Origin of the sequence: Companilactobacillus muriivasis, from assembly GCF_036246245.1 — a bacterium.
Taxonomy (GTDB): domain Bacteria; phylum Bacillota; class Bacilli; order Lactobacillales; family Lactobacillaceae; genus Companilactobacillus; species Companilactobacillus muriivasis.
The window spans coordinates 104,639-129,171 of record NZ_BTTQ01000004.1; the positions used below are offsets into that span (position 1 = coordinate 104,639).

The window sequence follows — 24,533 nt, forward strand, 5'->3', positions numbered from 1 at the left end:
TCCAAATAAAAGCCCTTGAGATCATAGTCTCAAAGGCTTTTTGCATATCTCTCTAGTTAAAAAATCCCAATACTTTAATCACACCCATCGACAGAACGATACTGATAATGGCATGAAACATGAACAAGACCGAAAAGGCAATGAAATACACTGAACCGCTAATAATTGCTGTTCTTATATGGAAAACATAGAAAATTGAACCAAACACAATCAATGTCACGACCCAAGGCAAAATTCCCTTATTAACTGTCATAAAATCGTTGCGGCTTAAGTCATAACCAGTACTGGCAATCATAATCGTCAACACAATATAGAGGATAATCATCCCCCACGAAGCATTGGCAAAACTGGATTTCAAATTATCCAACACCGAGTCAAATATCATACTTGCCGACAAAGTAGTGTTGATATTCAAACTCTGTGTCAGTGAACTGATACTGAATTGGGCGTTTAACAAATATTTTTGTAATATAAACAATGCCAAAGAACACATGTAATACGGCGCTAAGCCAATGAAAAAGTTTCCTAACATCTGATAAACGTTACGGTCATTCCAACGATGATCAACTGAACCTAAAGCACCAGACTGTCGATAATTCAAATTCAATAACTGGACGTGGGTCACTTTATGTCCAAACAAATAGGCAAAAATAGCGTGACCTAACTCATGAATAATTACCCCGAGTCCACCCACAACTAATTGACTATTATTTCCTAAATTATCAACCAAAATTATTTTTGATAGATGACCTAACCACGAAGTTATCAGTGACGTCAGGTAAGGCACCAAAGTAAAGATGGCTACGAAAGTTATCACAAATCCAAAATAGCTATTCCACACACTAATCTCCCCTTGTGTAATTTCGCCAATTATACCTTAGCTGGATTTTCTAAACGACGATTTGCTTCATTCTTAACTAATTGATAAATAGTTGCAGCAACAGGAACACCTAATAGCATTCCTACAATACCACCAAGTCCACCACCAACTGTAATGGATGCCAAAACCCAAATACCTGGTAGGCCAATTGATGTCCCGACCACACGTGGATAAATTAAATTGCTTTCTAGTTGTTGCAAAACAATAATAAAGACAACGAATAGCACAGCTTGTAATGGTGAATCAACTACGATCAACAAGAAACCAACAGCCCCACCAGCCCAGGCACCAAGGATTGGTACCAATGATGTAATACCAACGAAAGCTCCAACTGATAATGCATATGGAAACTTGAATAGTAGCATCCCTAGGGCACAAAGCGTCCCAAGAATAATTGCTTCTGTAACCTGTCCAACAATAAAACTGCTGAACATATTATTAGTAATATCTAAAACATATTTAATTTTTTTACGAGTATTTTCTTTAATAAAAGCTTTACCAGCCTTATTAACTTGACCAATCAATTTTTCTTTAGTTGCCAAGATATAAACGGCAAACGTGACAGCCAGAATAAAGTTAAAAATACCTTTGGCGAATCCCGTCACAATTTTGAAAGTTGAGCCAAACAGACCACTGACACCAGAAGTCAGAAATTTCATAACCTTAGATTGAACCGAAGTCCAATTAATATCGATAGCCTTCAATTGATCAGGTACAGCCGAATGACTATTTATCTTCTCTGCCAAATTAGAAATATCAGAGAACAACGCTGGAATCGACTTGAAGAATTTCGTCAAAGCCAGAATAAACTGTGGCAATACCAAACGAAAGACACCAGTCATAACTAAAATAACAATCGCCAAAGTAAGCAAAATAACGATGCCACGGCGACTACCGTTTATCCATTTCGACTTACTATTAGGGAAAAAATGTTTCTCCAATTTAACAACCAACAGATTCAGCACATATGCCAAAACACCACCTAAAACTATTGGCAGCAAAATTCCAAACAGATTTAAAAAGATACTGTAAATTTGAGCAGGATAAATGAGTCCAACCAAGACAAGTACAACGATTATGCCGTATCTAATAATATTCCGACGATTTATTTCCAAGAGCGTATCCCCCAGATTTATTTATATTGAAGTATTCCGTTTCAAGAGCTGAGAGTATTCATCTGCTGCGCGGTACGGTCCGAGCCACAGTGCGGTCTCGAACCTCGGTTGAAGCCTTTCCACAGACCGGAAAGTCTCCAACACGCCCGGTGGTGTAATGGCTAAAGCCATAACGCCACTTTCGCGGCATATGAATACTCTCAACTCTTCCAACTAGTTTGTTTTTTTATAAATGATTCTGACTTTTTTAACTTAACAACTAGACTGTTACAACAACAATCATATCAGATTCTAATTTTCTAACCTTCAATTAATAGCGGTTATTGATTCAACTATCTTAACAAATTACAAGTACAATTTGTAATTACCAAGAATAATTTAAAAGTAAATATAACAATTCATCCAACAGATTAACCCGTACTTCCTCCATAAAAGAAGAATAAATTTAAAAATTCCGACATATAACTGATAACTTTCATATCATAAATAACCTAGCCTCCGGTTGCCAGTGAATTCAACCGCTGTGGAGGTGGCGTTATGGCTTTAGCCATTACACCACAGGGCGTCTTTTGAGACTTGCCGAACTTGCAAGGCTCAAAAGCGAGGTTCGAGACCGCTCTTTGGCTCGGACCGGTCCTCATAGCGGGTGAAATTCACTGGCAACCGGAGGCGGCCTTCCTTCAATACAAAAAAAGACCATCACACCAAAAATGTGACAGCCAATATTTAAAGCTTATTGCTGGCAACCCAGCGTTTTATAACCTCAATCTCCTTGGCATTCTGATTAAACTCAGAAAATACCAGCGCCTTGTTCATATAACCACGAACCTTCTTATTGCTGCCGTTAACTCGACTTTCGTTCATAGCCAATTGAGCATAAATTCTCGCAATATAATAAGTAACATGATTTTCTGAACAGATCCTAACGCCGTAATTTAACAAAGCATTAGCAGTCTCTAAATCGCTGCGTTCGGAATAATACAATGCACAGTAGAAAATAATATTGATATAACGCCAAATTTTCGACACATCATCGATTGACATTGTATAAATATCATTGAAAACTTTGCTGAAGTAATACTCACTCTTACCGTCATCACCTTGTTTGGCATAAACCATTCCCATGCCAACAAATGACAAGAAAGTAAAAATCGTCTCGCCTTGAGCATCTAATTCTGACAAAATCCGATTAAAGTCAAACACCGCATCGAATAGATCTCCGCCATCTAGGACATTCAAATAGCCTTTTAAGTAATAGTATTGCATTAAAGCATCTTTATCATTTTCTAGGTCGTCAACATTGATAGCCTTGATAATATTCCAAGAATCTTCGTACTCCTGAATAATTAGATTAAACTCAGCCTTATTCATTTGTTTGATAACCTTTTGGCTCTTACTATCAGTCACACCAATGATGCTATCCAGAGATAAACCTAGACGATTACAAAGTTGAATTAAAATTTTTAGTGATGGTATTTTACCGTTATTTTCAAACTTACTCAAAGTTGCTTGTGTGCAGATTCCGTTACTTAGTTCCTTCTGTGAGAGACCTAACTCTTTTCTTTTATCAATAAACGTCTGTATATCCACGCCATCGCCCCTATATAAGTATTTTATATATTGTTTAGATACAATTATATACCCTAGTTTATGCCATGTCATTGTTCGATAAATTCTTGTAACAATTCGTATTGTATATAAATAGCATCTTATATGATATATAGAATAAAATCTTCAGTAATTATTCCAATACTACATAGAACAATAATTTTGGCATAAAAAAAGTCGGAATTTCTTCCGATTTTTGAGTTTCTTATTTATTTTTTAAGTCTTCAATGGAATTAATATTTGTCATATATTTTGGTACGGCTAATCCCACTTTGGCACCCTGTAAATTAGGTCCTAAATCTTCAAATCTACCCTTATAATCTTTATAAAAGAGACCTGAAGTCTTAGGTAACCAAGCACTAACTTGTGCATCGGCAGCTCCGGTAGCAATTGAAGCCCAAACGGGTTGAATTTCCATTGCTTGAATCGTGACTTTATAACCTTGATTTCTCAAGACTTGTGCAATCACATTGGTTGAGGCAATTTCAGAATCCCAAGCCACATAAGTCATCTTCAATGATTGACCATGAACTTTTTTAACACCCTTAGTCCATTCGTTAACCAATTTTGGATTGGCCTTAATCCACTGCTTGGCAGCTTTATTAGGATCCATTCCGTCATTGACCTTTAACATGACCTTAGACATCTGTGCGGGATTCCAGTGGAAACGGTCTAAAATTGTGTAAGCTTCCGGCTTATCAGTCTTCAAACCTTTACGAACAACGGTATTGATATGTTCAGCTTTACCATAGACATTCTTTGGATCTTTCAAGAATTTGATTGGATATTTAGTAAACATCCAGTGCGGTTGCCAACCAGTTACGACGATTGGACGCTTGTCTTGAATGGCTTTGTCCAAAGTACTAGTCATAGCAGCGGTTGAACTAGTTTGTAGCTGCCAGTTGTTCTTTTCCAAACCATATGATTTCAAAGCAGTTTGAGTTGATGACATGATACCAGCACCGGCATCGATACCAGTGATGGTGTAATTGACCTGTGAACCCAATTTTTCTTTACTGTTGTATGGAGCAGTTTGAGAACTGCAGGCGGAAATAATTGGGATAATCAGTAAAGCTAGTAAGAAAAGTTTAATAAACTTTTGTTTCTTCAAATAATCCCTCCTATTATTTTCTGTGTGATCTCGTTAATGATTGTGTCAAACGGTCCAAAATGATAGCTAAGATAACGATAGCCAAACCAGCGGCAAATCCATTACCAGCATCATTTCTACCAACGGCAAAGTAAACTTTTGTTCCCAAGCCCATTGCACCAATCATTGAGGCGATAACAACCATTGATAATGAAAGCATCATACTTTGGTTGACACCGGCCATCAAACTTGTTTTAGCAATTGGAAGTTCAACCTTGAATAACTTTTGCCATTCAGTTGAACCAAATGAATCAGCAGCTTCAATCAATTCATCAGGCACTTCGCGAATACCCATGTTAGTCATTCTAACTGTTGGAGGCATGGCGAAAATAACTGATGCGACGATACCTGGCACCATTCCGATACCAAACAATGCTACGGCTGGAATCAAGTAAACGAAAGCTGGCATTGTCTGCATGAAATCAAGAATTGGTTTCAAAATGACTTCAGCAGTGTGACTCTTAGCCATCAAGATACCCAATGGAATCCCGATTACTAAAGCAATCAAACTAGCTGTTAAAACTAGCGTTAATGTTTGGGTCATATCACGCCAGAAATCTAAGTTCCAAATCATCAATAGACCAAGGAATTCAAATATCAGCAAGCCCCAGTTTTGTTTATCACGATTAACATAATATGTTAGAGCTAAAACTAAAATGATAAATAGCCAGATTGGAATCAAGTCGAATACCCATTGAAAGGCATTGTTGATTGAACCAATAAAATTAGTTATAGCGTTGAAAAATCCTGTAAATTGAACTAACCAGTCGACAAAACCGTCGATCCAGTGAGCTAATGGAAGTTGTGGAATACTTTCTAAAATTAAACTATTCAAAATCGCTCACCTCATTTCCGGCTAAAGCGCCAAGTACGGCACCACGCACGATAATTCCCAGTAATTGCTTCTTATCATTTATAACAGCAAATGGAATCCCTGTTTGTGAAATATCATCCATCAAGTCAGAGATAGGTGTATCTTCTGTAGTCGTTGGAACTTTAGTTTGAACGATCGATGTTAAATCACCATTCTTTTCTCGAACCAACTTAATCACATCATTAGCATCAACAATTCCGAGTAAGTTACGACGGCTATCAACAACATAAGCAGTTGAAACCTCAGTATCCTTCATCATCTTCAAGGCTAAGCGTGGACCAGCTTTTTCAATGTTAACGATAGTTGGACGAATCATAACGTTTCCAGCAGTAAGAACTTTACTACGGTCAACATTTTCAATAAATTGTTCAACATATTCGTTAGCTGGATGAGTCAAAATATCTTCTGGAGTACCAGTTTGAATTACCTTGGCATCCTTCATAATCATGATTCTGTCACCAATTTTTAAGGCTTCATTTAAATCATGACTGATAAAGATAATTGTCTTGTGTAATCTTTCTTGAATATCCAATAACTGATCTTGCATATCAGTTCTGTTCAATGGATCAAGGGCTGAAAAGGCCTCATCCATTAATAAGATTTCGGGATCATTAGCTAACGCACGTGCCAATCCCACACGTTGTTGCATACCACCTGATAATTGGTCAGGATACTCGTCGTTATATCCAGTAATCCCAACTGTTTCAAGTGCCTCATTGGCTTTTTGTTCACGAGTGGTTTTATCCACACCTTGAATTTCCAAACCATATTCTGTATTTTCCAAAACTGTTCGATTAGGTAATAATCCGAAATTTTGGAAAACCATACTCATTTTCTTACGACGAACTTCACGAAGCTCTTTCTTATCAATCTTCATTAAGTTCTCACCGTCGATTAAAACCTCACCTTCAGTAGGCTCAATCAAACGGTTGATCATTCTAACTAAAGTTGACTTACCACTACCAGATAGACCCATGATAACGAAAATTTCACCATCATAAATTTTGAAACTTGCTCGGTCAACACCGATTGTGGCACCCGTCTCTTTAAGTATTTGTGTTTTATCTTTTCCTTGACGGCTTAACTCCTTGGCTTTATTAATACGTTTACCAAAGATTTTTGTTAAGTTTTTGACTTCTACTTTTGTACTTTTTTGAGTACTCATTAAATCCCCCATTCTTGGAATTGAAAATGCATACCTCTTACTAGGCATGCATTATATGGAAATAAAAAGGCTATTACTTAACCTATGTAAATAACAGCGACCTATATAACCCTAACAAATATAATTTTCTTATGCAAATTATCAGTTTTATTGTAAGCATTTTAGTTGACAATATTGACCTATTTTTTAACTGCTCAATGGCAATGGTGGTATACGGTCGCGAGTTTTATCATTTTTGGATAAAAAATTTTTATTTATTTTTTTATTTAACATATAGGAATAGTTAAATATGCCGTCTACAGAGCTGGGAAATATTCACTAGCTGTGCGGGACGGTCCGAGCCACAATACGGTCTCGAACCTCGGTTTGAAGCCTTGACGCAGTTCGTCAAGTCTCCAAACACGCCCGGTGGTATAAGTACGGGAGAAGACTCCCGTACTTATACCACTACCACGGCACACAAATATTTCCCAGCTCTTCCGACTAATAAATTATTGTTAGTTTAATGTAAAAGTATTTAAGCAATTTTAAACCATGAAACATTTGTAGTATGTTATCAACTAGCAGTGCGTATTATTAATAGATAAAACCGATAAGACTATTTCTAGCTACGTATTAAAAGTTCTACAACACCCTTCATTCTAATTCATTGCAATTCTAATTTATTTAATAGACATATGTAACCAGATTATTAAAAACCAAACTAGTCGGAAGAACCGTGAATATCCACCTGCTGTGGGTGTGGCGTTATGGCTTTAGCCATTACACCACCGGGCGAGTTTTGAGCTTCGCGTACTTTGCGAAGCTCAAAATCGAGGTTCGAGACCGCACTTCGGCTCGGACCGGTCCGCATAGCAGGTGGATATTCACGGTTCTGGAGACGGCCACACAAAAAAGCTGACAAACATTAATTTGTCAGCTTTTTTGTTATTTATTGTTTGAGAAATCAGTATTGTTAGCCCAAGTGTCAGTTAAGAAATAACTGTCCATCTTATACTGGGTATTCTTAGGATTGGCTTTCTTATCTTTGTAATAATTCTTCAAATGGTGATCAAGCATTAACCAACCACGCCATCCCATGTGAATTGTATCTTCAGCGATATAATTAGGGTCCTTAACATGCGATAGGTCAACAACATTGTTGAAACCTTGTGACTTCAATTGATACTTAATCTTAGTATCAAAGTTAGTGATTGTGCTCATTGGCATACCAGTATATTTAATCCAGTGCGGATTAACTGGTTGAATTACAAACATTACTTCAGTTTTGTTTTGAGCAAACATGTAAAGCAAAGCTTGGAAATCATTATATTCTGGTGAATGTGTGTAAGTAACGTGACGGTGAGTATTTCTATACTTAACGATACGTTTCTTCAATTGCTTCTTATAGAAAGAATTACCAATTTGCATATCATTGTCACTTGAATGCTTAGCAGCTAATTCAGTTGCTAATTTATTCAAATTTTTATAATTGTAAGTATCAGGCAATTGACTGGCTGCATGATTGATCTCTTTTTCATGATCATTCATTGATATCGAACCAAACAAATCATCCTGACTTTGAAGACTTGAACGAGAAATTCTCTTAATGTAGAAACGTTGGAAACTCGTAATCTGTTTACCTTCAGAAATACGTTGCAATGCGTTATCTTCGATAGGTCCCTTGTCGACACCTAGGTCGAGGATTCTGTTAGCAATATATTTATTCATTGCCTTATCGCCGTGACTGGAATTTAAGATAAATCCAGTCAACTGTAATGGTGATAAGAAATACTTAAATGCATCAGATTGGACACCGGATTTGGTAAACCATTGTGGGGAAATAATGAAAACTGCTTTATTTCCCTTAAGATTAGTCATCCCACCGACATTCATTGCTTGTGTCAACGAAGCCGTTCCAGGATTACCTTGCAAAAATGGCTTATTCTTCCAATGATATTTCTGCGCCATGGAAGATGGATGGAACGGATCCATTCTAGAAAGTTCCGATGAACCAATAATAGGAATATAATTCTCCTTCTCGGCAGCATTTTTGACGCTTTCACCCTTTAAAACACGGACATCCAACGAAGTCGAAGCTTGTTGTACTTTTTGTGGAGTCACCGTTTTAAAATTGATTGGAGCCCAGAGAAGAATTAACAAGGCAGCAATAGCAACTATAACAGGTCCAAAAATCATCCATAACTTTTTTTTCATAATCTATTCCAATTCTTGTACTTGTTGAGCAATTTTGTTAACTGTTGACCATTGTGAACGGTCAAATTCTGAAACTGGTACGGTAATATCAAATTCATCCTGTAAGTTAACCAAAACTTCTACTGTTGCCATTGAATCAAGAACGCCGTCTTTAAATAAGTCTTGATCCTTGTCTTGACCTGCGTCATCCAAACCTGTTACATCTTTTAAAATATCGACAATCTTTGTTGTAATTTCATCCATAATAAATTCTCCTAACTAAACCATAATTTATTTAAAAATCCTGAGAAGATTAAGAAACTGAAACATACGATATTGAACGTCAAGAAGACGGCAAACGCATGTGTGAACTTGTTGCTAGGAATACTTTCACGATGCTTCTTCTTGTATCTCAACCAAGCATCGTTAGTGATCATTGCAATGGCGTGGAAAATACCATAAACAATGTAGTACCAGGTTTCACCGTGCCAGAATCCCATGATTAGAAAGAGTGCCACATAACCGACATTGGCAATTGCAATACGGTTCTTCATCCACTTATGTTTAATAATCGTAAACATCAAACGCATGTAGATAAAATCACGGAACCAGAATGAAAGTGTCATGTGCCATCTGTTCCAGAAATCTTTAATATTCTTGGCCTTGAATGGCGCATTGAAGTTCATTGGTGTCTTGATACCCATGAAGTTACTGATTGCTACCGCGAAGAGTGAGTAACCAGCAAAGTCAAAGAACAAATACATACTATAAACGTACATGTAAGCTAATACCCACCAAGATAATCCTAGTGGAGCCTGGTGACGGTAAGACATTGCCAAAATTTGAACCTTTGGCAAGAGCAATGTTCCAAAGAAATAACCGATAATAAACTTATAAAGTAGACCCTTCATCAGCTTATCAACACCACTGTGTAAGAGTTCAACGTACTCATCACGGCTAGGAACTTTGTTAACATCTTTTTGGAAACGTTTGAAACGGTCAATTGGTCCGGAAGTAATGGTTGGGAAGAATAGCAAGAAACGGCCAAACTCATATGGCGATATTTCTTTGATCACACCATCACGAATTTCCATGATGATTTCAACTGACTTGAAAGTTAAATAACTGATACCCATGAAGCCAAATAGTGAAATGGTTGGGTTTTGTAACAATGGATCCAGTTTGACGAAAACCAGCGGTATGATTGCAAGCAAGACGAACATCGTAAAGATCCAGAAACTATTGTGTTTCTTGCGGTACGCCAGATAGATAGAAACTAAAACTATCTCCAAGAGTACGTAGCACAGTAACGATATTCCTTGCGACATATTGCCACCGAAGAAAGCAGTGATCAGAATAACGACTGTTGCGAAGAAGTCATATGTTCTAAAGCGTTTACCAAACCATAATCCAATGATTATAGGTAGTAAAAGGAGTAATAGGTAGATAAAGTAATGCGGACTACTGTAAGGCGTAATGTTATTCATTAATCTCGCCTATTAAAGTCTTTCTATCAATTTTTCCATTTTTACTAATTGGTAGTTGCTTTACAAACTTCAACACATTAGGAATCATATATTCCATTGTTGTCGCCTTCAATGAATCTTTAATATCAGCTGCTAAATCTTTTTCGTCATCGTCAATAAAATCATTTTCAAGCACAATGCAAGCAATCATTTTGCTGACTTGTTTCTTGTTGTTATATAAAGGAACGGTACATGATTGCTTAATTTGTTCAAGATTACCCAACATTGAATCTACTTCTTCAAGCTCGATTCGGTATCCGTGCATCTTGATTTGGAAATCAGTTCTACCGTGATAGAACAAAAGTCCGTCGTCAGCAACACTGATCATATCCCCTGTGTGATAGAACATTTGACCATCAATCGTCTCAAATGCTTTTTCTGTTTGAGTAGGATTGTTCAAATATCCTTTGGAAACGTCTGGTCCACTGACTAGCAATTCACCTGTCAATTGACCAGTAGTTTCATCAACTAGACCGTTGATTCGGTAATCCATGTTGGATTTCAAATAACCGATTGGTAAACGATCAAATTTTTCTAGAGACTCTTGATCAATTTTGATTGAAGTAATGGCAACAGTATTTTCTGTAGGACCATAAGTGTTGTAAAGCTCAGCATCAGGGAATTTCTTCAATAATTTCTTAGCTGTTGCGTGAGTTAATTCTTCACCACAGAAGATGAATTTGTTCAATTGTGGCATGTGTTCAGCATCAAATCCTCTAAACAAAAGACACATTTCGAAGAATGATGGTGTTGATACCCAAGTGTTGAAATCTGAGTTGATAATAGCTTCTTGTAATTTACCGAAGTTTTTAGTCGTATCTTTATCAACAATATTGAGTGTCACACCGCTCATCAAGCCTGGATAAATATCGAAAACTGATAAGTCGAATGAGAATGGTGCTTGCAACAACATTTTCATTTCACCGGAATAGTCGAATTCATTTTCGGACCAGTCTGAAAAATCTAAGATATTGTTAGTACTAATTTGAACACCCTTTGGTGTTCCGGTTGTACCTGATGTAAAGATGATATAAAAGTTGTCATCAGGACCGACACTGCGATTGCTATCATAAATATTGTTATCAGATGCCAAGACTTGCGTTAACTCTTCTTTAGTAACTTGTGGAGTATCAACGCCAAAGTCTTTAATGTCACTCCAATTTAAAATCAAAGCTGGCTTAGCAACCTCATTGATTTGGATAACGCGTGATGGATCAGAACCATCATCAACTGGGATGTAGGCATGTCCAGCTTTAATAGCGCCAAGGAACATGACTAGCATTTCAAATTGTTGTCCACCAAAAATGATAATTGGACTCTTAGCAGGCAAAAATTTATCTTGTAAAAAGCTGGCTATACGATCAGATTTTTGCAATAACTCCTGATATGTATGTGTTTCTTCACCGTTCTTGTAGCAAATCTTTTCGGGTGCTTGCAATGCTGTGGTGGTAATTTTTTCAATAATTGAGTTCATATATTTTTCCCTTCTTCCTGCTAAAATTCGTTATAAATAAATTTGGCACTTCCCACGCCGTTATATCCGTAAATATATAAGAGCACTAAGAAAATAGCGAAAAATACAACTGTTTTAATAATAAAAAATGTTACTGGTTTCTTTAAAAAAGTCAGCAAATTATTTTTCATAATCTACACCTCACTGAAAGAGTTTGCTTATGCGGAAACTATCTAACCATTGTCAATAAATGGTGTCAAACCCGAAATTGAACCGAAATTATTAAATATAGTTATTTCTATATAACCTGTATAAACATTATAATAAAAAATTGAGTAGTACTAATCAGCATATTTGGTAAAAAAAATTTGTCTTTTTTAATGAAATACAGTAATAATGCGGGGTTTGAAACCATTTGTTTAAACAAATTCATTATAAGAAATTGTTAGACATTTTTCAAAGTATACGCACTGTACTAAAGCTCATTAATAATGGACTAATATGCCAAACGGACAATTAAGCTGAAGCAATCTCAACTTCATTACCGGTTTTCATTATTGAGCCCCGTCATTTAAAAGTAAATAAGTAATCATTACAATGACCAAAGTGTTAGTCTCATGTGACAGTTCTGTAAGATAATACGCTTACATCAACCGATACTTGACCCCAATTATTTATCAACAATAATGAATATAACTAGTTTGATGAACAATTATTGTTTTAATATTTTCAACATAAAAAAATAGACTTCCTAAAGGAAATCTATTTTTATAATTACTTATTAATGGATGGGCATCTCCACTCACCAAGTATGTGTATTTTTTATTTTATATTCAGTATTTAATATTTGATTGAAATCCTCATTCTCAACCTACGTTCAGAACAAATTGATATTCCAGATATAGATTCTATCTTATACTAATGATCTAAATTCACTGGCTTGTTAATTGAATTTCAAGTCATTAAAAAAATGCAAGTTAAATCCACAAACAAGTTCCACTATTTTTCCAATTTTCGTATCAGCTCGTGGAAATAAATTGATTGCACGACGATCGACACATCATCAGCAAGAGAAGCTTATATACAGATACTACCTTCTAATACATTTTCTAGTCGAAAATGTGATTGAACAGTATTCCCAATAGTCAAAGTAATTCCTTATATAAGGGGTTCGCTGTCATTGTAGATTACAATTTTTCGATAAACTTCTATTCTAGCAATTAACAATAATTTGCAGTCAAATTGTTTAATAGGAAATAATTGATTTATTTTTTAGATTTCAGAGAAAATATTGCCAAAATATGATTATCGGTCAAAATTATTATTTTAAATATCAGCAAAATTATTTATAGCCTTTGATATTCTAGACTTATTTCAGTTTAGATAAAAAACATTTATAAATTACGATACAATCTGTCTGTTATATTTTGCTAAACTTTAACCATGGAGCGGGTCTGTTATAGATTCGCATTAATTAAAGTAAGGGGGACAGATAATGAAAATGTTTAAAAACATCGTAAGATTATTGGTATTAACAAGTCTTAGTCTGTCCTTCACACCCCTAACTACAGCTAAGGCCGCTAATGCTATTCAAGTTAAAAAAGAAAGTCCTGAATTAGCAGTTACTTATAGTGCATTATCAGCAACCCCCGTAATTGAGGCTGATTCTACTGATACAACTACAACGACCGATGCAGGAACTCCGGCCACATCAACTGTTAGTGTAAATGTTCTTTCAGGTATCCTTACATTGGAAGCTGTCCCTGATTTCAACTTCGGTACTATGACAGTCGGATCAACTGGTAAATTAAAGAATAATACTGCTAGTACAGATAGTTTCACTCTTGACAATGGAACAAACACATCTGTTGCTACCGCTGGACGTGATGGCAACTCTGATGGTTTACTTGAAGTCGTTGATTCACGTAACAGCCTCAAAACAATGCCTGGGTTCACACTCTCAGCTTCTATGGGACAATTGAAAAATACAATGCTTAACGAAGATGATCCAAGTTTGGATGCTATTTTACATTTAAACCCAGTTCCACTTTTGGACGATGAGAATAATAACGTTTCAAGTACAGGCACAGATTTAAAGACTGACAAAGCTTCTATCAGTAGTGCTGAAGGAAACACTGTTCCAATTATGAATATGACTCCTGGTTCATATAATGGTGGTCTTATCAAAGCTACATTTAACACACCTGATTCTGCCAGCTTAGAAATCCCTGGTACGGGTAATAATACAAAGGTCTCATCTAAGAAAATGAACGCTGTTGTTACATGGACTTTGAACGCTGCACCAGCTGTTACGACAAATTAATAATAACCCACAGAATTCTGAATCAGAATTTTATGGGTTATTTTTTAACAAAAAAATTTAAATAATCTAATCATAAAGCCAATATATCATGTTTAAACATGATACTATAACTGTAGAAACTTATTGGCGGTTGAAAGTTAAAAGAGGAAATAATTATGATTGCAACTACAACTTGGAAACACAACTTAACTAACTATGAAAACATCAATAATATCAACGATTCAGGGTTTCAACATCTTGAAATCTTTCAGCCATTAGCTACTAACAAGATCCGTTTGCAGCTGAATAATTTATACGATGAAATTCCTCTAGAAATATCTAAAATAGAAATCTATTCAAATTCATCCGATAAAAAGATTATCACCTTAGATGGCTCCTCAAGGTTTCAAGTCGAACCACGATTAATCGAGTGGTCAGATTGGATTGATATCAATCTAACAGCAAATAGTACTCTGTCGATTGACATTTATTCATCGAACAAAACCATTCACACCGTTGGTATGACAATCTCTAATGACATAGTTAAAACAACTGAAACTGATTCCAAAATCCCCAAGTATTTCTTTGGCATCTCGGCCATTCAAGTCGAAACAAAATCAACTTATAAGAAAATCGCATTTTTCGGCGATTCTTTAACTAACCAAGGTAACTATTCAGCTCCCCTATCTTTGGATCTCGAAACTAACTTTCACATCATGACTGCCAATTACGGAATCTCAGGCAATCGATTACTTCGTCCCGGTCATAGCACCTCACAGTGGTCTACAAGCTTTGGCGAAGCTGGTTTTACACGATTTGACCACATGCTTACCAATTATCAACCCAACCTCGTTGTATTTATGGAAGGGCTTAATGACTTGCTACACCCAGGTACAGGGGCACCAATGAACGAATTACCAACAGCCGAAGCAGTCGTTAAAGCAATTTATATTTTGAAAGCCAAATGCCGTAAGTATGATGCTAAATTTGTACCAATGACCATCACACCTTTTGGAAATTCAGATGGTTGGACACCTGGAAAAGAAGCAATACGTCAAAAAATCAATAATGAACTACTAAAAATGCCTCACATCCTCGACATATCAGCATTGGTAGGCAAAGATAATCAGCTATTGCCTGAATTCGATTGTGGTGATCACGTTCACTTTTCCGCAAACGGTGGCAAGATTATCGCCGATTATATCAAAGAACAGTTAATTAGAAAGAAAATGATTTAATCATTCCAAAATTAGAAGAACCATTAAAAAAATAAACTAGTTGGACGAGATAAAGCTCAAAATATTCCTAGAAGTCACCATTAATTTGTGATAATGGAATATATGTTTATTAATTTTATTTTGAATTACAATATCCCATTATTATGTTTAAATCATTTTCAATATAATATATTATTGAATAGTATATACAAACAATTGTATTGGAGCGTCGAAATATGGCTGAAACTACTAACAAGGATATTTATCAAGAACTCAAATCACGTGTCATCAACGGAAAATATAATATCAAAATGCGCCTGCCAACAGAAGAAGCACTAATTGCCGAATTTAACGTTAGTCGTTACGCTATCCGTAAAGCTATCAAGCAATTATCCTATGAAGGTCTAGTATACAGTGTTAAAGGAAAAGGTGTCGTTGTTTTGGAACATACACCTCAAACTCAAGAAATTAATTTGAGTCTCAAAGAAATTGACAGTCTTCACGCCTTAAACAACTCCGAAGACATCAATCGCACGACTATTATTGCTGACTTTCAACAAGTTATCGTGGATGAAAAACTCAGTCACAAGACTTCATTTGCAGTGGGCATCCCCGTCTACGCTATCAAACGTGTTCGCCGAATCAATAACAAGAATGCCGTTTTGGACCTCAATTACTTTAATGCCCAAATCGTGCCTGACATAACAGCAGAAATTGCCAAAGAATCAATTTATTCATATATCAAAGATACATTGCAAATGAAAATTGCCGTTGTTAAACGTCAGTTACGCATTGAACATGCTGAACAAGTTGATTATGAACATTTAAATCTGGGGATTAACAATTGTGTGGGAAATATGATCAGTTTTGCCTTCAATGATGATGGAAAGCAATTTGAATACACTGAATCACATTTCATACCAGATAACTTTATTTTTAACCAGATCATCAAATTTTAAGGCCTACGGTTGTCAGAAATATAGCTCTGCGGTGGTAACCGGCGCGAGCCAAGGTCTCGCGCCTCGATTTGAAGCCTTGCAAAAACCGCAAGTCTCCAAACTCGCCCCGTGGTGTAATGGCTAAAGCCATAACACCACCTTCACTGCAGACTATATTTCTGACAACCTCCGGCTAGCGTATGATCCGTTTCATAGTTAACTAAATATATCGAATACATTTATTCAGAAAATGGCTACAAATTATGAAAAATAAATATAAGGTGCTTTGATTGTCGATTCTTATCTATCAATAGTCAAAACACCTTTTTTGATTTCAAAAATAAAATGAAACTCAAAAAGAGTAGTACAAGTAATCAAACCAGATTACCTGTACTACTCTTTTCATTTTTAAATTTAAAATTAATTACACACTGTAAAATTACAATACAAGAGCCGGAGGGTGACAGTTGATTTTTCCTGCTGTGGGAGTGGTGTTAGGGCTTTAGCCCTTACTCCACTGACGTATTTTGAGATTTGCGGTTTTTGCAAAGCTCAAAATCGAGGTGCGAGACCTTGGCTTGCACCGGTCACATAGCGGATAAAATCAACTGTTACCCGGAGGCGGCGAAGGCTAGTAAGATTCAAATCCCACCAATGAATAATGATTAGGAATGTACTTTGTTTCGGTGCATTCAAAGAGACTACCTAAGTCAGTGTAAACATATTTCTTCAATACACCAACACAGTTAGCATCATCAAGATCCAAATTGTCGAATTCTTTCTTAGTAGCTGATTCTACTGATGCGATTGAACGTGCAGCAGCAATTTTGAAAAGATTTTCATCACGGATATATTGATAAACTGAGCCTTCAGCATCTTCGATTGATAAGTCAGGAATATTTTCTTTTCTGAAATAACTAGTATCAATTGCCATTGCTTTTCCATTGACCATTCTCAAACGTTCGACATAATAAGCTTTATCGCCAACAGTAAAGGATGTGTGCTTTGAAAGTGTATCGTCAATTTCGATTTCTTTAAATTCTAGTACCTTAGTTGTTAGCTTTTTGATGAATTTATTTTGGGGAAAACTCATCAAATCTTGGAATCCAAAATGATTGGCAGCCGAAAAAATAACTCGGTTGTCAACAATTGGCTCCAAAACTACTACGCCACGGCCTTTAACAGTATAAACTAGTCCATCGGCTTGTAACTTCTTTAGGGCACGGCGAATTGTATTTCTCGTAACGCTGAAACGTGACGACAAATCTTCCTCACCAGGCAAAATTGATTTTGGTGGATAGACGTTGCTATCAATTTCGCCTTTTAATATATGGTATATATCTGAATATAAGTTCTTTGGCATAATGTCTCCTCAATTAGTTCTACAGTTTAATTAAATTACCCTCTAATGTAAAAATTTTTAAAACGCCCCTCACAAGCGCTTCTTATTTTCCAGCATTACAGATTCATATGGTCGTAAAGTTACTGTTCCGTCGTTCATTTCGATGCCTTCATAGTTCCCCAACAATAAATCGAAACCATCAGAAATTTCCCTCTTTTGGGTTTTATCAGTAAAATTAGCCATTACTAAAATTTTACCCTTGTCATCATATCTTTCATAGCTATAAACGCTATTATCTTGGGCATTTAACAATTTATATTCCCCATCTGCTAATAATACCTTATTTTTACGTAAGAATATCAAAGCGCGATAGAAATTAAAGACGTTATTTTTCATTTTTAAAACTTTTTCAACTGAATAATCGTCATGATAAAGTGGCTCCAACCATGGCTTACCAGTAGTGAATCCATAATATTTACTAGAATCCCATTGCATAGGCAAACGAGAATTCTCACGTGACTTCTGTTGCAATATCTTGATAGCTAACTTTTTATCGACACCTTTTTTAATCAAAGCATTGTAAGCATTGATTGATTCGTGATCTTGATACTGACTAATATCAGTGAAATAAGCATTCTTCATCGCAATTTCGTCACCTTGATAAATATAAGGTGTTCCTTGCAAACCGAATTCAACCATCGCCAACAACTTAGCTGATTGATCACGATATTTATCATCGTCAGTAAAACGGGAAATGGCTCGAGGTTGATCATGATTATTCCAGAATAATGCGTTCCAGCCACCTTGATGATTCATTTTGACTTGCCAATCACTCAAAATTTTTGTCAAATCAGTTAACTTGTAGTGGCCCAAAGTCCATTTGTTACCGCCAGTATAGTCGACTTTAACATGGTGGAACGTGAATGCCATGGAAAGTTCCTGACGTTTAGGATTGGTATACTTAACAGCTTCAGAAATTGGTGTAGATGACAGTTCGCCAACAGTAATGAACTTATTAGGTCCAAATACCTTCTCGTACATTTCGTGAATATATTCGTGCACGTGGGGTCCATTGGTATAGAAATTACGACCATCATCTAACGGTGTATCGAAAGAATCATTTGGTAAATTCTTATCCTTAGAAATATTATTGATAACGTCCAAACGGAAGCCATCAATTCCCTTATTAGCCCAGTATGTCAGCATTTTGAAAATCTCAGCACGTAATTTTTCATTACGCCAATTTAGATCTGGCATCGTTACATCATACAAATGCAAATAATACTGATCTAATTCGGGAACATATTTCCAAGCACTACCACTGAACTTTGAAACCCAATTATTTGGTTCATGTCCATCAACTGGATCACGCCAAATATAGAAATCATGGTAAGGATTGTCTTTTGATTTCAACGCTTCTTGAAACCATTTGTTCTCATTTGAAGTATGATTCAAAACCATGTCCATGATGATTTTTATACCACGCTTATGTGCTTCATTCAATAATCTTTCAAAGTCATCCATCGTTCCAAAAATAGGATCAATTTGATAATAATCAGCAATATCGTAACCATTGTCATTACCTGGTGAACGATACATAGGTGTTAGCCAAATTAACCCAATACCTAGTTCTTGCAGATAATCTAGACGAGAAATGATCCCGTTGATATCACCGACACCATCACCGTTTGAATCCTGAAAACTGCGTGGATAAATCTGATACACGGTTTCTTTTTGCCATTCCTTCATAAAAGTCAATACTCCTCATTTTATTGAATATTAATTTAAGTCTACTTGACGCGTAACAGTTTATAATATGTTTATACACCTGTCAATCGCTTGAGAATTTAAAATTTTCAAAAAAAGCACTTCCATTAGTATTATAATAGCTATTTTGTTGAGATTTAGCACGTGAAAAATTTTTTTGAAATTCTCAAAAAAGGTCAATTTCACTAAGTCCATTTTTGAGTTAAGAATATTCCATCCAACTTATAAAATCCTTAAATTCCTATGCGAATAATATAATTAGATTTTTTTAATTGAATCATATATAAGACGTTATAACGTCAATTATTCCTATTATGAGTAATTATCCTCATGGCACTATAACTTATGTTAGAAGCGTATATATTAACGATTAAGACTACTTGAAAGCAAAACTTGATTCCTGTCAATTTTTCTATAATTTTGGTCCAATTTTTTCCGAAATAAAATTGTTTACAGCGGCCAAATAATAGTTTATATTCAAATTCTAATTTATGATTTGGAGATAAGAAGGATGCGTCAAATTACAACAGAGAGATTAATCATTCGTCCGCTTCAAACAGTGGACCATGATGCATTAGAAGCGATTTTGTTGGACCCAGCAGTCGTTCGATATACACGGTATCGTGACGTCAAAACGCCAACTAATTTCACTGCTATTTTTGAAAGCCATTTTTTGAACACGGCTTATACATTTGGAATCGAAACAAAAGATGAACATAAGTTGATCGGTTTCTATGAATTCCATCCTGAAGATGCCACTGGCATTTTAACTTACGCTCTAGCACAAAGTGCTTGGGGCAAAGGCTACGTCGCTGAAGTGGGCAGCGCCATGATGGCCTATGGTTTTAACGTTTTGAACTTTGAAAGAATTGAAGCTCACTACGCCAGCACTAATCCACGTTCTGGCAAAGTTATGCAAAAGATGGGCATGCGTGACCTAGGTTCAATGGGCACCTTCCCTTCACCACACACTGGAGAAGTCCGCCAAGTTATGGCTTACGAATTAAAAAAAGCCGACTGGATTATGGACAACCAACAAGTAGAAGCAGTCTAAATAAAAAACTCTCTGTGATAATCAAATGATTATTACAGAGAGTTTTTTTGACTTTTAAATTAACTCCTTGTGAATGCCTTGCATGCCACGTTCAATTTGTTCTAGTTCTTCAGCGTAACCCTTCAACTGGTTGCCATATTTATCAACTAATTCTTGATTGGCGTCAGTTTTATAGCGTAATTTATGTTCCAAACTAGCCCACATATCCATGCCAACAGTTCTAATTTGAATTTCTACTGGTACATCAACTGGCCCTTTAGCTTGAAAAACAGGTACTTTAACAACAATATGCAAACTACGATAGCCACTTTCCTTCGGATGCTTGATGTAATCCTTACGGCGCAGCAACGTAACGTCAGTTTGATGCGTTAACAGTTTTTCGATATTATAAATATCGTCAATATAATTAGTGATCACGCGAATTCCAGCAATATCATAAATATTTGCTTGGATACTGTCAGCGGTCAATTCATAACCTTTCCGCTCAGCTTTTTGGATCAAACTCTGGACATCCTTCATACGTGATTCCATATGATGAATGGGATTGTAATCATAATTAACTTGAAATTCAGCATCCAAATTTTCCAATTTAGTACTGATTTCTCTTTGTCCAGCCTGATAAAGCTGATACATCTTAATCATTTTAGAAAGTTCCTCAATATCAGGGCGATTGGCGATACCACTCAATTGAGTTTGAAGTTTATTTAAATTAATAGAATTCGATCTTTCTAGTATCATACATTTTTCCTTTGTTTGAATTATTGTCAGTTCCGCCTCCGGGTTCAAGGGAGAAAAGTTGCCTGCTGTGGGACCGGCTCGAGCCAAAGTACGGTCTCGACCCTCGTTTTTGAACTTCGCAAAAACCGCGAATTTCAAAAAACGTCATGTGGTGTAATGGCTAAAGCCATAACACCACTACCACTGCTGGCACCTTTCTCCCTTGAACCCTCCAGCTAATTTATTTCTTGAATTTATATTCTAATTTAACAATATGCAAATAATAATACTTTCTCTGATTTTATAACTTTAATCTTTTCATTCCTAATTAAATCAAAAACTTTCTCACAACAAAAAGACAACCTCAACTCGGTTGTCTTTATTCTATACTTATTTGGTTTAAATATATAATTCTGTTTCGGCGGGCTTTGTTTTGCCAATAATCTTACCGTTATGAACTGACAATAAGACTGAAGCCCGTTTGTTCAAAGCATCATAGAAGTTATGAGCATTGATCAAGACAAAGTTAGCTGGTTTGCCGACTTCAATTCCATACTGATCTTGAACATGCATGGCACGGGCACTGTTAGTTGTAATGAATTTGTATGAATCCATAATTTGTTGGTGACCCATCATTTGTGTAGCGTGCAATCCTTCTGCCAAAACATCGTACATATTACCGTTACCCATTGGATACCAAGGATCTTTAATATCATCTTCACCAAAGGCTACATTGATTCCATTTTCGTTAAGTTCCTTAACACGTGTTAAACCACGGCGTTTTGGATATGTATCAAAACGTCCGCCAAGGTACATGTTTACTAATGGATTTGAAATAAAGTTCATGTTTGACATCTTCAAAAGACGCATCAACTTGTACATATAAGCATCGTTATACGAACCCATAGCGGTAGTGTGTGACGCCGTTACTCTTTCGCCCATACCACTTTCATAGGCAAGCGTTGCAAGGGTTTCGAGGCTTCTAGAACTTGGATCATCAATTTCATCACAGTGTGCATCGAACAACAAGTCATTTTTTTGTGCTAAGTCAACAGCAAAGTGGAGTGATTCAACTGAATATTCACGATTGAATTCAAAGTGTGGAATAGCACCGACAACGTCAACACCCAAGTCAACAGCTTTTTCCATCAATTGCTTGCCATTTGGATAAGAAAGGATTCCTTCTTGTGGAAAGGCAACCAATTGCAATGTCATCCAGTCTTTAACAGACTCACGTACATCAATCAAGGCTTTGAGAGCTTTCAAACTAGGATCAGTAACATCAACGTGTGAACGAACGAACTGAATTCCGTGACTAGCTTGCATCTTCAAAGCTAAAGTAGCACGTTTTTTGACATCTTGATAAGTCAGGTCTTTTTTACGTTCTGACCAGATACGAATGCCGTCAAATAAAGTTCCATTTTCATTCCATTCTGGCTGACCGGCAGTCAAAGTGCTGTCCAAGTGAACATGTGGATCAACAAATGGTGGCAAAAGTAATTTTTCGTGACCAACAATAACTTCTTCACCATCTTTGGGTGTTAAATGATCAGCAATTTCGGCAAATTTGCCATCTTCAATTCTGATATCTTGAGCCGGCCGATTTTCGATTTTGACTTGTTGTAATAACATTGCGATACACTCCTTCGAATTTTTGATATAGTATACAATTTTGAGTTGACAATGCCAAATTTCTACTTTAGACTTTACAGCAATATAGATCTTTTTAAGGGCAGTCCAGCGAGGCTGACAAAAGAGCGGTAAATTTTGACAATCGAGGGGACTGCTCATCCAAGCAGTCCCTTTTTTTACTGCTCACATATGGGGGTAGAAAAATGACAAAAAAAGAACATATTGAAGCAACTACACCAGATCAGCGGGCAATGTCCAAGTGGGATATGTTTGCGACTTGGATTGGCGCTAACGCGAACAACGGTACTTGGTATATCGGAGGCGTTATCGCAGCTGTAGGTTTAATCAAAGCGTCTACTTTGTTAGTAGTCGTTGGTTCACTTTCGTACATTTTACTAGGCTTTGCATCATACATGGGTTATAAAACGGGTTTACCTGCTATGGTACTAACTCGACCATCCTTTGGTATCAAGGGTTCAATCATTCCGTCAATCGTCAATGTTGTTCAATTCATTGGTTGGGCTGCTATTAATACTTTTATCGCTGCAACGTCAATCAGTATCATCCTCAAAGACATCCTTGGTTGGAACAGTTCTTCTTTCCACAACCAATTCAGTATTATCATCGGCATTGTCGTTATGTCCATTCTACATCTAATCTCGATTTCATTAGGTGAAAAATCTGTTAAATGGATCGAACGTGTCGGAATTATTCTTGTTATTATTCTAGTTACTTGGGAATCAATCGTTGTTCTAAAGACTGTCCCATTCCACGAAATCGTTAAATATGAACCAGCTACTAAGTTCCAATTGCCTAGTGGAAAAATTGTTGATATCTTAGCTGCCTTTAACTTAGCTTGGGTAACAGCTGCCGCGGACTTCAGTCGTTTTACAAAAGACAAACACGCCGCAACTACAGCTTCATTCTTAGGTGCTAATGTTGGTTTGTTCTGGTTCGCTTTCATCGGTCTGATTGCTACTATCGCCACAGCCATCACCATCAACAAGTTTGACCCTAATAACGCTGATCCTAGTACAATCGCTGCCAAACTCGGCTTAGGAATCTTGGCCATGTTGGTCATCGTTATCACTAGTACAACTGCTAATGCCGTTAACCTGATGGCTGCAGGCTCAGCTTTAACAAATATTTTCCACCACTTAAAATTAACACCTGCACTTTGGATTGTTACATTAGTCGCAACAGTAATGACATTCATCCCTGTTTACGTTGCAAGTTTCCTAACAACTTTTGAAACCTTCCTCGATGGGATTGGCATGTTCTTGGGACCAGAAATTGCAATCTTCCTAATTGACTTTTTCATCATTAAACACAAGAACTATCAAGTTTCTGAATTCTCTAAAGTCAACGGTAGCTACTGGTATACCAAAGGTGTTAATCCAGTCGCCATCGTCACATGGGCAATCGGTGTAATCAGTTACCTTATCTTGAATAAACTAGGATTCATCATCGCTACAACCGGAGCAACTTTCCCAGCAATGTTTATCACAGCAATCTGTTACTTAGCTGCTAACAAAATGGTTAATAGTAAACAAAACTAAAAATAGACTAATACTTATGATTTCTCATTATAAGTATTAGTCTATTATTTTTGTATTAA

The 24,533-nt window shown here is 36.4% G+C and carries 20 protein-coding genes; 5 read left to right on the forward strand and 15 right to left on the reverse strand.

Translation table 11 applies throughout. The features are described from left to right. Positions 1–52: 52 nt before the first annotated feature. From AAA923_RS06285 to AAA923_RS06335, 11 genes are all read right to left on the reverse strand, one after another. Entirely contained in the window at positions 53–841 is a 789-nt protein-coding gene (locus AAA923_RS06285; protein ID WP_338215561.1) for a hypothetical protein, read from the reverse strand. Positions 842–870: 29 nt separating this feature from the next. Beyond that, positions 871–1,995, reverse strand: coding sequence for an AI-2E family transporter (locus AAA923_RS06290; RefSeq protein ID WP_338215563.1), 1,125 nt, complete (start codon positions 1,993–1,995; stop codon positions 871–873). A 726-nt stretch (positions 1,996–2,721) separates the two neighbouring features. Beyond that, positions 2,722–3,585, reverse strand: coding sequence for a helix-turn-helix domain-containing protein (locus AAA923_RS06295; RefSeq protein ID WP_338215564.1), 864 nt, complete (start codon positions 3,583–3,585; stop codon positions 2,722–2,724). Between the two features lie 223 nt (positions 3,586–3,808). Beyond that, positions 3,809–4,714, reverse strand: coding sequence for a glycine betaine ABC transporter substrate-binding protein (locus AAA923_RS06300; protein ID WP_338215565.1), 906 nt, complete (start codon positions 4,712–4,714; stop codon positions 3,809–3,811). Positions 4,715–4,727: 13 nt separating this feature from the next. After that, the gene (locus AAA923_RS06305) at positions 4,728–5,588 is read right to left on the reverse strand and encodes an ABC transporter permease (RefSeq protein ID WP_174795712.1); all 861 of its coding nucleotides are present in this window, start codon (positions 5,586–5,588) and stop codon (positions 4,728–4,730) included. Continuing rightward, positions 5,581–6,792, reverse strand: a complete 1,212-nt coding sequence (locus AAA923_RS06310; protein ID WP_338215568.1) for a quaternary amine ABC transporter ATP-binding protein — start codon at positions 6,790–6,792, stop codon at positions 5,581–5,583. Before AAA923_RS06310 ends, AAA923_RS06305 begins: the two co-directional genes overlap by 8 nt. A gap of 927 nt (positions 6,793–7,719) precedes the next feature. Further along, positions 7,720–8,988: a D-alanyl-lipoteichoic acid biosynthesis protein DltD gene (gene dltD, locus AAA923_RS06315; protein WP_338215570.1), complete on the reverse strand. Its 1,269-nt coding sequence runs from the start codon at positions 8,986–8,988 to the stop codon at positions 7,720–7,722. 3 nt (positions 8,989–8,991) lie between these two features. After that, positions 8,992–9,231 carry a D-alanine--poly(phosphoribitol) ligase subunit DltC gene (dltC, locus tag AAA923_RS06320; RefSeq protein WP_338215572.1) on the reverse strand — a complete coding sequence of 80 codons (240 nt, stop codon included), beginning with the start codon at positions 9,229–9,231 and terminating at the stop codon, positions 8,992–8,994. 11 nt (positions 9,232–9,242) lie between these two features. Then, entirely contained in the window at positions 9,243–10,454 is a 1,212-nt protein-coding gene (dltB, locus tag AAA923_RS06325; protein ID WP_338215574.1) for a D-alanyl-lipoteichoic acid biosynthesis protein DltB, read from the reverse strand. Then, on the reverse strand, positions 10,447–11,967 hold the full coding sequence (gene dltA, locus AAA923_RS06330; RefSeq protein WP_338215575.1) for a D-alanine--poly(phosphoribitol) ligase subunit DltA: 1,521 nt from the start codon (positions 11,965–11,967) through the stop codon (positions 10,447–10,449). Before dltA ends, dltB begins: the two co-directional genes overlap by 8 nt. Before the next feature lie 20 nt (positions 11,968–11,987). Next, the gene (locus tag AAA923_RS06335) at positions 11,988–12,137 is read right to left on the reverse strand and encodes a teichoic acid D-Ala incorporation-associated protein DltX (RefSeq protein WP_041499761.1); all 150 of its coding nucleotides are present in this window, start codon (positions 12,135–12,137) and stop codon (positions 11,988–11,990) included. 1,304 nt (positions 12,138–13,441) lie between these two features. Between AAA923_RS06335 and AAA923_RS06340 the strand changes: the two genes are divergently transcribed. The 3 genes from AAA923_RS06340 (at position 13,442) to AAA923_RS06350 (ending at position 16,424) form a co-directional block, all read left to right on the forward strand. Beyond that, positions 13,442–14,269 (forward strand): WxL domain-containing protein, encoded by an 828-nt coding sequence (locus tag AAA923_RS06340; RefSeq protein WP_338215577.1) that lies wholly within the window; start codon positions 13,442–13,444, stop codon positions 14,267–14,269. 155 nt (positions 14,270–14,424) lie between these two features. After that, positions 14,425–15,486, forward strand: a complete 1,062-nt coding sequence (locus tag AAA923_RS06345; protein WP_338215579.1) for a GDSL-type esterase/lipase family protein — start codon at positions 14,425–14,427, stop codon at positions 15,484–15,486. Positions 15,487–15,701: 215 nt separating this feature from the next. Further along, the gene (locus AAA923_RS06350) at positions 15,702–16,424 is read left to right on the forward strand and encodes a GntR family transcriptional regulator (protein ID WP_338215580.1); all 723 of its coding nucleotides are present in this window, start codon (positions 15,702–15,704) and stop codon (positions 16,422–16,424) included. A 610-nt stretch (positions 16,425–17,034) separates the two neighbouring features. On the opposite strand, the gene AAA923_RS06355 is transcribed toward AAA923_RS06350, so the two are convergent. Further along, positions 17,035–17,766 carry a GntR family transcriptional regulator gene (locus tag AAA923_RS06355; RefSeq protein ID WP_338215582.1) on the reverse strand — a complete coding sequence of 244 codons (732 nt, stop codon included), beginning with the start codon at positions 17,764–17,766 and terminating at the stop codon, positions 17,035–17,037. 69 nt (positions 17,767–17,835) lie between these two features. Then, positions 17,836–19,494 (reverse strand): alpha,alpha-phosphotrehalase, encoded by a 1,659-nt coding sequence (locus AAA923_RS06360; RefSeq protein ID WP_338215584.1) that lies wholly within the window; start codon positions 19,492–19,494, stop codon positions 17,836–17,838. 529 nt (positions 19,495–20,023) lie between these two features. Here AAA923_RS06360 and AAA923_RS06365 point away from each other — a divergent pair. Next, on the forward strand, positions 20,024–20,566 hold the full coding sequence (locus tag AAA923_RS06365; protein ID WP_338215585.1) for a GNAT family N-acetyltransferase: 543 nt from the start codon (positions 20,024–20,026) through the stop codon (positions 20,564–20,566). Between the two features lie 54 nt (positions 20,567–20,620). Here AAA923_RS06365 and AAA923_RS06370 read toward each other — a convergent pair whose 3' ends face one another. Continuing rightward, positions 20,621–21,304, reverse strand: coding sequence for a GTP pyrophosphokinase (locus AAA923_RS06370; protein ID WP_338215587.1), 684 nt, complete (start codon positions 21,302–21,304; stop codon positions 20,621–20,623). Between the two features lie 378 nt (positions 21,305–21,682). Next, positions 21,683–22,915, reverse strand: coding sequence for a cytosine deaminase (gene codA / locus AAA923_RS06375; RefSeq protein ID WP_338215589.1), 1,233 nt, complete (start codon positions 22,913–22,915; stop codon positions 21,683–21,685). A 203-nt stretch (positions 22,916–23,118) separates the two neighbouring features. On the opposite strand from codA, the gene AAA923_RS06380 reads away from it, so the two are divergent. Then, a complete protein-coding gene (locus AAA923_RS06380; RefSeq protein ID WP_338215591.1) occupies positions 23,119–24,474 on the forward strand; it encodes a cytosine permease in 1,356 nt (451 codons plus the stop codon). Positions 24,475–24,533: the final 59 nt, after the last annotated feature.

Excerpts from the sequence above, each read along its gene's own strand:
- AAA923_RS06340 (WP_338215577.1), top strand. The coding sequence starts at position 13,442 with ATGAAAATGTTTAAAAACATCGTAAGATTATTGGTATTAACAAGTCTT.
- dltD (WP_338215570.1), bottom strand. The coding sequence starts at position 8,988 with ATGAAAAAAAAGTTATGGATGATTTTTGGACCTGTTATAGTTGCTATT.
- dltC (WP_338215572.1), bottom strand. The coding sequence starts at position 9,231 with ATGGATGAAATTACAACAAAGATTGTCGATATTTTAAAAGATGTAACA.
- AAA923_RS06380 (WP_338215591.1), top strand. The coding sequence starts at position 23,119 with ATGACAAAAAAAGAACATATTGAAGCAACTACACCAGATCAGCGGGCA.
- AAA923_RS06370 (WP_338215587.1), bottom strand. The coding sequence starts at position 21,304 with ATGATACTAGAAAGATCGAATTCTATTAATTTAAATAAACTTCAAACT.
- AAA923_RS06365 (WP_338215585.1), top strand. The coding sequence starts at position 20,024 with ATGCGTCAAATTACAACAGAGAGATTAATCATTCGTCCGCTTCAAACA.
- AAA923_RS06345 (WP_338215579.1), top strand. The coding sequence starts at position 14,425 with ATGATTGCAACTACAACTTGGAAACACAACTTAACTAACTATGAAAAC.
- dltB (WP_338215574.1), bottom strand. The coding sequence starts at position 10,454 with ATGAATAACATTACGCCTTACAGTAGTCCGCATTACTTTATCTACCTA.
- dltA (WP_338215575.1), bottom strand. The coding sequence starts at position 11,967 with ATGAACTCAATTATTGAAAAAATTACCACCACAGCATTGCAAGCACCC.
- AAA923_RS06350 (WP_338215580.1), top strand. The coding sequence starts at position 15,702 with ATGGCTGAAACTACTAACAAGGATATTTATCAAGAACTCAAATCACGT.
- AAA923_RS06355 (WP_338215582.1), bottom strand. The coding sequence starts at position 17,766 with ATGCCAAAGAACTTATATTCAGATATATACCATATATTAAAAGGCGAA.
- AAA923_RS06360 (WP_338215584.1), bottom strand. The coding sequence starts at position 19,494 with ATGAAGGAATGGCAAAAAGAAACCGTGTATCAGATTTATCCACGCAGT.
- codA (WP_338215589.1), bottom strand. The coding sequence starts at position 22,915 with ATGTTATTACAACAAGTCAAAATCGAAAATCGGCCGGCTCAAGATATC.
- AAA923_RS06335 (WP_041499761.1), bottom strand. The coding sequence starts at position 12,137 with ATGAAAAATAATTTGCTGACTTTTTTAAAGAAACCAGTAACATTTTTT.
- AAA923_RS06310 (WP_338215568.1), bottom strand. The coding sequence starts at position 6,792 with ATGAGTACTCAAAAAAGTACAAAAGTAGAAGTCAAAAACTTAACAAAA.